The sequence below is a fragment of the Trebonia sp. genome (assembly GCF_049794275.1).
Taxonomy (GTDB): Bacteria; Actinomycetota; Actinomycetes; order Streptosporangiales; family Streptosporangiaceae; genus Trebonia.
Map to the genome: position 1 here is coordinate 1 of NZ_JBARCR010000405.1, position 8,499 is coordinate 8,499.

The window sequence follows — 8,499 nt, forward strand, 5'->3', positions numbered from 1 at the left end:
CCCCTGACCTTGGCCGCCTCCAGATGACCGTCGCGCACCAGCCGGTACACAGTCCGCTTCGACACGCGCATCATCGCGGCAACCTCAAAAACGGTCAGGAACCGGGTACTCGCCGAAGACGGAGACGTGCCTGTCATAATGCCTCCCGGGGAATCGCAGGTGCCGAGGCGAGCGCGCAGACCATCTAATGCCGTTGCGCGCTCCCCGTCAGGCTCCCCGCGAGGAGAGCGAATCGCCTGACAAGGCTTCTGAGCTGGAGCCGGTGAGCGGATTCGAACCGCTGACCTGCCGCTTACAAGGTCGTTTCACCTGCTCGGGTCAACGGCTGCTTTGCTGGTGAGCGCTCGTTTCCTCATCGTCTGGCTACCGCCCGATGTCCGTGGTTTCCGCCTCCTTCTGGCACGCGGCTGGCACGGACCGTGCCTCTCGATGCGAACTGTCGGCACGGTCCTGCTCGTGATCTGCTGGCTGAGCGTAGCCGTGGTGCCCGGAGTTGGCCGGAGCCGTCGTTGGCGGCGTGGGTTGCTGTACTTCGCTGCTGAACTGCTATTTAAGCTGCAGGTGGGAGCGGATCGCCTGTGCTTGGAGATCAAGGGCGCGCCGGAGCTGGTAGCCCGTGTGCGTTTTGTTTCTGCCCATCGTCATCCAGTCGCTTTCGCCTTCCCGTCCTTTGCGACGGTAGCGCGTCTCGACGTAGTTCTCCCCCATGAAACCAATGACGTGAAAGACCTCAACGGTCACGTCACTACGGTGGTAACTAACGCGGGTCATCGCGGGGATGCCCGGCTCCGGCCGCTCAGTCTCAGGCCCGACAAAGCCGTGGCCGTCAGCCAGGAAACTCAAGCGATCCGTCGCTACCTCAATGAACGAAGGCCGCTTCCCCATGAGTCCAGCATCCCATCACCTAGATGGCCGCGCCGCGCTCGTCGTCTTTGTGTTGGCGCGATCGCGCGCTCTGCGGGTGGGGGGGTTCATCCTCTCGCCGTCGGCCACCCTCCGGGTAGCTGGGCAAAGCCCCCGGGTCAAGGTGGAGCGCCCTGCTGGACGAACGACCTTGGCCCGGGGGCTTTGGTCTGCTAGGCCTGTCCTGGCTGATGGCGAGTGGATGGACCTCGACTACCTCAGCCCCACTGCTGCCCTGGTGTCTGCTCGGCCCGGTCCATCCTTGACCCTGAGGCCCCGCCGGAGGCGTGCTCTTACTCGGGGTGCGGGGGTTCCCCGCGCTGGTGCAGGCAAGATCCTGCCGCGTCCGCGTAGGACGGTAGGGGGTGAAAAAGCGGGGCGACCGGAGCCATACACGGGGGGCACGGGGGCGCGAGCCCCGGCGTGACGGTTCTCCAGGTGCTCGTCGCCCTGGTGCTCGTCGTCTCCTGCATTGGCGCGAATGCGCCACCCTTCCCTGGGGTTCATCCTCTCGCCGTCGGCCACCCTCCGGGTAGCGGGCTTGGCCTCGCGGGTGAAGGTAGAGCACACCACCGTCTGAACGACCTTCGCCCGCAGGGCCAAGTCTGCTAGGACCTGTCCTGGCCGATGGCGAGAGGATAAATCCCTGCCTCAGCCCAACACTGACAGTGGCGGCTCTTGCACTTCCCGGTCCATCCTTGAGCCTGAGGCCCTGCCGGAGGCAATCCCATCTGATCCGCAGCAAGATCATGGCTGTCCAACGCCGTCCACGATCGTCGGATGCACCTGCTCACCTCATCTGCGGATGGTGAACGGTTCCAGCCTCATCCGGCCTCGTCCTGGTCTGTTGTTAGCATCCGCGTTAGCAAGATCGACTTTCTCCGTGCTCGGCGACATGTCCCGTCTGGCTGTGGCAGGAGCCGCGGGTGAGTAAAGGAATCCTCCTGCTGATGCGTGTAGGGGGTGTGGAGCAAGAACCGATGGATTTCGCGGAGTTCTATGAGTCGACCCGCGATGACTGCCTGCGGATTGTGCTGCTCAACGTCGGTGACCGTCAACTGGCCGATGATTTGGTCGCGGAGGCGTTCACCAGGGCGTGGATGTCATGGCGGAGGGTGCGCGAGCTTGACGTGCCGCGCGCGTGGGTGGTGCGCACCGCGCTGAACGCGCACGTGTCCTGGTGGCGGCGTCATCGGCGCGAGGTCGCCCTTGGCAGCCACGACATCGCGCTACCCGCGGATCAGGACGCTGCGATCAGGGGCGACCTGCTGGCCGCGCTGCGGCGGCTGCCTTCACGTCAGCGCGAGGTCGTCACGCTGCGACTGCTGCTCGACCTGGATACCGAGACCACGGCCAAAGTCCTTGGCATAGCCCCCGGGACTGTCAGCGCCCACCTGCACAAGGCAATCGCAACGCTGCGGAGCGCGACCCTGCATCACGACGATCAGGAGATCAGGAAATGAACGACAACAACGCGCTCGGCGCCGTGCGGGACTACCTCGCTACGGCAAAGGGCTCCCTCGCCGAGGTTCACATGAATACGCCGCAGGACACCATCGTGCGGAACGGCCGGGCCAGGCGCAGGCGGTATAGGCTTACCGGCCTGGCCGGAGCCATCGGGGTGGCCGCGGCCGCGGCGCTTGCCACGACCGTGTTTCTACCAGCCAGCCACCCGGTCAGCCATCCGGTCAGCACCCAGCTGGCGGCTTGGACGGTCACCAGGCAGAGCGACGGCAATATCGATGTTTACATCCGCCAGCTGCATGATCCGGCCAGCCTGCAAAGCAAGCTCCGCGCCGATGGCATCCCGGCCAGCGTCACCTTCCTAGATCAGCAGAACCCGTCGTGTCGGCCATACCACGCGGGCCAGGCACTGCTGAACAAGGTCTTCCCCGACTCCTATCGGCTAGGGCCTCCGCCAGGTCCCGGCGCCGCCATAGTGATCGACCCGCAGGCCCTTCCAGGCGACGCAGGCGTACAGCTGGGCGGTAGCTTCAGCGAGCCTCCGGCCATGAGCGAAGTCGCTGCGCCCGTCCTGGTATATGCCAGCCCGCAGTGCACCGGTAGCTGAGCACGACTCGACCGATCACCCGGGACTTCACCACCTGCGACGGAGGGCCACACGACAGCCCGCGTGGCCCTCCGGCTTGTGCCTTCGGTCCGGCACCTGGTCTGCGGCCAATCCTCGCAGGCGCCGAACCCTAAGGAGTGGCCGCCGGGTCCATGGTTGGCGCAGCCGATCGCCTGCGACGGCCCGAGGAAGACGGCTGACTGCCGTACCGCAGTGCCTGATGAACGAGCCAGATGGGGAGGCGGCCGCATCCTGCAGCGACGGCGCGGGCGTGCCGGGCGGGGCCTTCCCAGCCCAGAGCCCGGCACGGGGAGCGCCGGACGCGGGCCGCGCAGCGGCCCGCCTTGATCTGAGAACGGCAAAATTCGGCAGCGCACTGCATGAGTGCCCCTGTGCAGTGGCTGGCGCTGATGTCGGCTAGCTCATGTCCGCATTGCCCTGGTCGTGGTGTTGTCGTCGGGTGTGCTCGTGATCGGTGACGTCGTTTCCGATGACAACTCAGCAGGTGAAACTCAGCAGGTGATCAGACAAAGGTGGAGATTCTCTGCCGACGTGTCCTCACCAGGTGGATGGGCGGCAGCAAGTGGGCGGCGAGACCGACGACGATCAGCAGGATCGCGACTCCGAGCGGGAGAGTGACCCCTTTGGTCGTGCAAGCGGCGGGCCCCGGACAGCTGGCTGCCGCGTGCAATGCGGCTACGAGGCCAAAGAAGTGCAATGCGGCTACGAGGCCAAAGAAGAGAGCCACCAAGCCGGCGAGCGGCACGAAGGTGGCGATCAGCTTGTCGCGCTGGCTCCATGTCGGGGAGGTCCAGAGGATCAGCACCCCGGCGATCCAGCCGAGCCCGCTCGCGATGAAGCCGAAGATGATCAGCCACGGCGCCCAGGCGTCCCAGCGGCCGGTGCCCGGGGGCGGTGCGCCTGCCTCTGCGGCGATGGCAATGGGGTCGCCGACCCTGTCCAGCAGGGTCCGGACGCTCGCGGCGTCGTCGGTATCGAGCCCGTCCCGGCCCTCTTCGATGTGCTCGTGCACTTCGGCGAGGATTTCCTCCCTCCGGGAGGCATCGACGCCCTGCAACGCTGCGTCCAGCTGCGCCAGATAACGCCGGACGAGCTTGTCGGCCTCGCCGACGGTCTGTCTGGAGGTCACTCCTGGTTCCCTTCCTCAAGGATCTCGTCGACGGCGTCGCGGAAACCCCGCCATTGCTTCTTGAAGCTGGCGAGGGCGAGTTCTCCGTCCCCCGTGAGGTGGTAGTAGCGGCGCGGAGGTCCGGCGGTCGACTCGCGCCACGACGTCTCGACCAGGCCGTTGCGCCGCAGCCGGGCGAGCAGCGGGTAGAGCGTCCCTTCGCTAGCGATGATCTGCCCCCTTTCCCCGAGTTCGCGCGCCAGCTCGAACCCGTACCTTTCACCTTTGGTGAGCAGGGCCAGGACGCAGCGTTCAGCGACACCTCTCCGAACCTGGGTCAGCCAGTTAGTGTCATCGCCGGGTTCCATGTACTGCATGGTACTTGGCGATGATTAGCAGGTCAATGAGCGACCCAGCGCGGATCTTCACCTTCCGCACGCACGGGACATCAGGCCGCCAGGTCGTAGGGTGGCACTCGTGATCGGTGCTGTTGTCTTCGACGTCGGCGAGTGCCTGGTGGACGAGACGCGGGAGTACGGGACGTGGGCCGACTGGCTGGGCGTCCCTCGCCATGTGTTCTCGGCGGTGTTCGGCGCGGTTATCGCCCGGGGCCAGGACTACCGCGAGACGTTCCAGGTGCTCCGGCCCGGATTCGACCTGGACAAGGCTCGCCAGCAGCGTGCTGACGACGGCAAGCCTGAGTGGTTCGGCGAGGGCGACTTGTATCCCGACGTGCGGACCGCTCTGGCCCGACTCCGCGAAACGGGTCTGTGGGTCGGCATTGCCGGTAACCAGACAGCTCGCGCGGGCTGCCTCCTGCGAGACCTCGGCCTGCCCGCCGACATGATCGCGACCTCCGATGACTGGGGGGTCACGAAACCCGATCCCGGGTTCTTCCGGAAGATGATCGAAGAATCTCCGGTCGGACCTGGTGAGACCTTGTATGTGGGTGACCGGCTGGATAACGACATCATCCCTGCGGCCCGGCTCGGGCTACGGACCGCGCTGATCAACCGCGGCCCGTGGGCCTCGATCTGGCGGGATGACCCGGCCGCGAGTCAGGTGCCGACGTTGCGGATTGACTCGCTGGCCGAGCTGCCCGCCCGGATCGCCGCGCTTAACGCTGGAGCGTGCTGAGCGTGGCCTGCCAGTCGTAGAGCCGGTCATCGAGGCGCTGCACGCACTCCAGCGCGGCGTCGGGTTGGAGGGTCTTGCGGACTTCGAGGATGCGGTCCATGCCGGTGGCGTACCAGGTGCGGCCGAGCTGGTCGAGGGCCTGGATCGCGTAGTCGCAGGCGGCTTCGGGGTGGTGCTGGGCAGTTTCGACGGCGGCCAGGTCGCCGAGGATGACGCTGCGTCCCCGGTTGCCTGCGATCGACGGATCGTCCAGGACGGCGAGCAGGGGGAACAGTCGCTACGCCAGCGCGCCGAGCTGGCACCAGTGTCCGCAGTGCCGCTACTCAACCGGCTACTAGCCGATGTCCGGCTATCCAGTGGCGTTGTTCACCCCCGTTTGGTCGCCAAGCAAGGAGGGTCGCGCCATCGGCGCCGCTAGTGCACTACCTTCGCTCGGTCGATCATCCGGGCAAGCCCACTGAGGGCCGCCAGTTCCTCAAGCGCGCTCTGCTCATCCGGCTGGGTACCGGTATGCGTGGCCAGATTCCGGATGAGCTGAGCGCACCCCATGCCGAAGAATTTGGCGCCTTCATGCTGGCTGGTCCAGTTTGGCGACGGGTCTGGGTAGTCGTCGAGCCGAAGTCGTGGCTTCCCGGCCGATGGCGGGTCGGTCGCGAATGCCTGGCTGATACGTTCCTTCGCGGACGGCGGCCCTGGTACCCCGAGCTTCGCAGGAAGATGCTGGTCAAACAGGGCTGTTGCCGCTGCTTGGACAGCTTCACGGCGGTGGCCGTCGTCCCAGAGGTTTACGGCCGCGTTCCAGATCCACGGGTGCAAATTGGCGGCAGCCAGCTTCGGGCCGCGTGGCCCAAGAATCCGCTCTGCTTCCTCGACCGAGCTAAGCAGACCCGCTAGCTGGCGGGAGGTCTCCAAGATGGACTGATAGCGCCAAACGTAACCACCGCCATCGGTACGCAGCTTGGTTCCTAGGCTGTCGTCAGAGCGCTCCGCAATCCGAGTGATCAGTGGTAGTTGCTCCTGTATAAGGCTGCTTGTGGCGTCGTAGTCCGCCTTCGCGTCAGAGGAGGTTCTCCTGGCAGGCCAGGCTCTATGATTCCGCTCTAGCAACTCGATGAACTCACGGACCTTGCCGAGCGCCGCATCGATATCTGCGATCTCTACCGAGAACATGCCATCAACCCCTTGCGGGACAGCAGGTGGGCGCGCCACTCCCATTTGGCTCCCAAAATCGGACATCGGAAGTGGTGAAAGCCCAAACCGCAGCCACCGAATAGCCGGTGATCTGCGGTTTCAGTGGTCGGGGTGGCCGGATTTGAACCGGCGGCCTCTTCGTCCCGAACGAAGCGCGCTGCCAAGCTGCGCTACACCCCGGCGCCCCGGGCAGACTGCCCCCAGGGCGAACCTCCGCCAGTCTAGCGGATAACGAGACTCCCTTGCGCGGCGATAATCAGGCGCTTGCCGTGCGCGGGACCAGGGTCAGGAGGGTTGCTTCCGGGCGGCAGGCGAACCTCGCGGGGGCCCACGGGGACGTCCCCAGACCGCCGGAGACATACAGCCACGCGGTCTTGCCGTCCGGCCGGGCAATCTGCGGGTGCATGCTCAGCCCCCGCGCGCGGGCGCGGTCTATGCCGCAGTTCGTGGCCAGCGCGCCGTAGCCGGGGATACAGAGCTGGCCGCCGTGCGTGTGCCCGGCGAGCAGCAGATCGTAGCCGTCGGCCGTGAACTGGTCGAGCACTCGCGGTTCCGGGGAGTGCAGCACGCCGACCCGCAGGCCGGCGGCCGGGTCAGCCTGCCCGGCGATCTGGTCATAGCGGTCACGGGCGCTGTGTGAGTCGTGCACGCCGCCGAACGCGATGTCCAGTCCGTTGACCGTGAGCCGCCCGCGCCTGTTGCTGAGGTCCAGCCAGCCCCTCGCGGTGAACTCCTCGCCCAGCTTCTCCCAGGGCAGGTCGGGGTCGTCATGCTCGTGCTCGTTCGCGCTGGTCCGCCACAGGTATCGCGCGGGGTTCTTGGGCTTGGGGGAGTAGAGGTCGTTGGAGCCGTACACGAACACCCCGGGCCGGTCGAGCAACGGCCCGAGCGAGTCGAGGAGCGGGCCGATCGCGTCCGGTGCGGCGATCGAGTCGCCGGTGTTCACTACCAGGTCTGGCTCGAGCCCGGCCAGTGACCTGACGAACGCCATCAGCCGGTGCCGGCCAGGGGTCAGGTGCAGGTCTGAGATGTGCAGCAGCCGTACCGGGTCGGCGCCTGCGGGCAGGACAGGCACGTCCTGCTGCCGGAGCGTGAACCAGTTGCGCTCGACAACGGTGGCATAGCCGACTGCCGCGGCGCCGGCAGCGGCCGCGATGGACGTTAGTGTTCGTGCTCGCACCCACCTATGGTGCCACGTCAGTGCCGATGCGCTGTCCGCGATGGTTACGGTCAGGCAGGATAAAGGGGTGAACGAACTCAAGACACGGCTGCGCACCGACCTCAACGACGCGATGCGCGCGCGGGATCAGGTGCGGCTCCGCACGTTGCGGCTGGCGCTCACCTCGATCACGAACGAGGAGGTGTCCGGCGACAGCGCGCGGGAGCTTTCGGACGACGAGATCGTCAAGGTGCTGACCCGCGAGGCGAAAAAGCGCCGGGAGGCGGCCGAGGCGTTCGAGAAGGCCGGTCGCGCCGACCAGGCCGCGGCCGAACGGGCGGAGGGGGACGTCCTCGCGGGCTATCTGCCGGCGCAGCTTACCGACGAAGAGCTGACCAGCATGGTGTCGGCGGCCATCGCCGAGACCGGAGCGGCCGGTATGCAGGGGATGGGCAAGGTCATGAAGGCCGTGACCCCGCAGGTGGCCGGCCGGGCTGACGGCGCCAGGGTCGCCGCCGAGGTCCGCCGTCAGCTCGCGGTCAGCACGTGACCACCGTTCACCTGAGCCCTGACTGACCCCGCGGTGTCAGAACGCCGATATGCGGGGACATTTCGCATTGAGGCTCGCCAAAGCCGGCGGCCCGAGTTTGGGGGAGTCAACCATGAGCGGCAAGTTCGTGCTGAAAAAGGGTTCCAGCGGCAAATTCCATTTCAACCTGCTCGCCGCGAACGGCCAGGTCATCGCGACCAGCGAGACCTATGAGAGCAAGGAATCGGCTCTGAACGGCATCAAGTCGGTCCAGACCAACGCGCCCGGCGCGACGATCGTCGACGAGACCAAGTAACAACTCACCCGGTAGCGCCCGTCAGGGCGCGCACTGCTGTAACACCTGTGGCGTGTCCCGAGGC

The 8,499-nt window shown here is 66.4% G+C and carries 11 protein-coding genes and 1 tRNA gene; 5 read left to right on the top strand and 7 right to left on the bottom strand.

What is annotated here, in order from left to right:
- Together WA805_RS11060 and WA805_RS11065 are read right to left on the bottom strand one after the other, a co-directional pair.
- Positions 1 to 137: helix-turn-helix domain-containing protein (locus WA805_RS11060; protein ID WP_425242298.1), on the bottom strand; the 137-nt coding region annotated here is incomplete at its 3' end.
- Between the two features lie 409 nt (positions 138 to 546).
- Positions 547 to 741 (bottom strand): hypothetical protein, encoded by a 195-nt coding sequence (locus WA805_RS11065; RefSeq protein WP_425238290.1) that lies wholly within the window; start codon positions 739 to 741, stop codon positions 547 to 549.
- Positions 742 to 1,883: 1,142 nt separating this feature from the next.
- On the opposite strand from WA805_RS11065, the gene WA805_RS11070 reads away from it, so the two are divergent.
- Both WA805_RS11070 and WA805_RS11075 read left to right on the top strand, forming a co-directional pair.
- Complete coding sequence (locus tag WA805_RS11070) at positions 1,884 to 2,366, top strand: sigma-70 family RNA polymerase sigma factor (RefSeq protein WP_422288792.1); 483 nt, start codon at positions 1,884 to 1,886, stop codon at positions 2,364 to 2,366.
- Positions 2,363 to 2,974, top strand: coding sequence for a hypothetical protein (locus tag WA805_RS11075; protein WP_425242296.1), 612 nt, complete (start codon positions 2,363 to 2,365; stop codon positions 2,972 to 2,974). The genes WA805_RS11070 and WA805_RS11075 overlap by 4 nt, the downstream gene beginning before the upstream one ends.
- A 523-nt stretch (positions 2,975 to 3,497) precedes the next feature.
- Here WA805_RS11075 and WA805_RS11080 read toward each other — a convergent pair.
- Both WA805_RS11080 and WA805_RS11085 read right to left on the bottom strand, forming a co-directional pair.
- Positions 3,498 to 4,124 (bottom strand): HAAS signaling domain-containing protein, encoded by a 627-nt coding sequence (locus WA805_RS11080; RefSeq protein ID WP_422288790.1) that lies wholly within the window; start codon positions 4,122 to 4,124, stop codon positions 3,498 to 3,500.
- On the bottom strand, positions 4,121 to 4,471 hold the full coding sequence (locus tag WA805_RS11085; RefSeq protein ID WP_422288789.1) for a PadR family transcriptional regulator: 351 nt from the start codon (positions 4,469 to 4,471) through the stop codon (positions 4,121 to 4,123). The genes WA805_RS11080 and WA805_RS11085 overlap by 4 nt, the downstream gene beginning before the upstream one ends.
- 109 nt (positions 4,472 to 4,580) lie before the next feature.
- Between WA805_RS11085 and WA805_RS11090 the strand changes: the two genes are divergently transcribed.
- Positions 4,581 to 5,240, top strand: coding sequence for an HAD family hydrolase (locus tag WA805_RS11090; protein ID WP_425242297.1), 660 nt, complete (start codon positions 4,581 to 4,583; stop codon positions 5,238 to 5,240).
- A 414-nt stretch (positions 5,241 to 5,654) separates the two neighbouring features.
- Here WA805_RS11090 and WA805_RS11095 read toward each other — a convergent pair whose 3' ends face one another.
- From WA805_RS11095 to WA805_RS11105, 3 genes are all read right to left on the bottom strand, one after another.
- A complete protein-coding gene (locus WA805_RS11095) occupies positions 5,655 to 6,410 on the bottom strand; it encodes a TIGR02391 family protein (RefSeq protein WP_422288787.1) in 756 nt (251 codons plus the stop codon).
- Between the two features lie 124 nt (positions 6,411 to 6,534).
- Positions 6,535 to 6,611 (bottom strand) — tRNA-Pro (locus tag WA805_RS11100).
- A gap of 76 nt (positions 6,612 to 6,687) precedes the next feature.
- Positions 6,688 to 7,611 (bottom strand): metallophosphoesterase, encoded by a 924-nt coding sequence (locus WA805_RS11105; protein ID WP_422288786.1) that lies wholly within the window; start codon positions 7,609 to 7,611, stop codon positions 6,688 to 6,690.
- Between the two features lie 67 nt (positions 7,612 to 7,678).
- Between WA805_RS11105 and WA805_RS11110 the strand changes: the two genes are divergently transcribed.
- Both WA805_RS11110 and WA805_RS11115 read left to right on the top strand, forming a co-directional pair.
- On the top strand, positions 7,679 to 8,140 hold the full coding sequence (locus WA805_RS11110; protein ID WP_422288785.1) for a GatB/YqeY domain-containing protein: 462 nt from the start codon (positions 7,679 to 7,681) through the stop codon (positions 8,138 to 8,140).
- A gap of 112 nt (positions 8,141 to 8,252) precedes the next feature.
- On the top strand, positions 8,253 to 8,435 hold the full coding sequence (locus tag WA805_RS11115; protein ID WP_422288784.1) for a YegP family protein: 183 nt from the start codon (positions 8,253 to 8,255) through the stop codon (positions 8,433 to 8,435).
- Positions 8,436 to 8,499: the final 64 nt, after the last annotated feature.

Excerpts from the sequence above, each read along its gene's own strand:
- WA805_RS11070 (WP_422288792.1), top strand. The coding sequence starts at position 1,884 with ATGGATTTCGCGGAGTTCTATGAGTCGACCCGCGATGACTGCCTGCGG.
- WA805_RS11075 (WP_425242296.1), top strand. The coding sequence starts at position 2,363 with ATGAACGACAACAACGCGCTCGGCGCCGTGCGGGACTACCTCGCTACG.
- WA805_RS11085 (WP_422288789.1), bottom strand. The coding sequence starts at position 4,471 with ATGGAACCCGGCGATGACACTAACTGGCTGACCCAGGTTCGGAGAGGT.
- WA805_RS11095 (WP_422288787.1), bottom strand. The coding sequence starts at position 6,410 with ATGTTCTCGGTAGAGATCGCAGATATCGATGCGGCGCTCGGCAAGGTC.
- WA805_RS11115 (WP_422288784.1), top strand. The coding sequence starts at position 8,253 with ATGAGCGGCAAGTTCGTGCTGAAAAAGGGTTCCAGCGGCAAATTCCAT.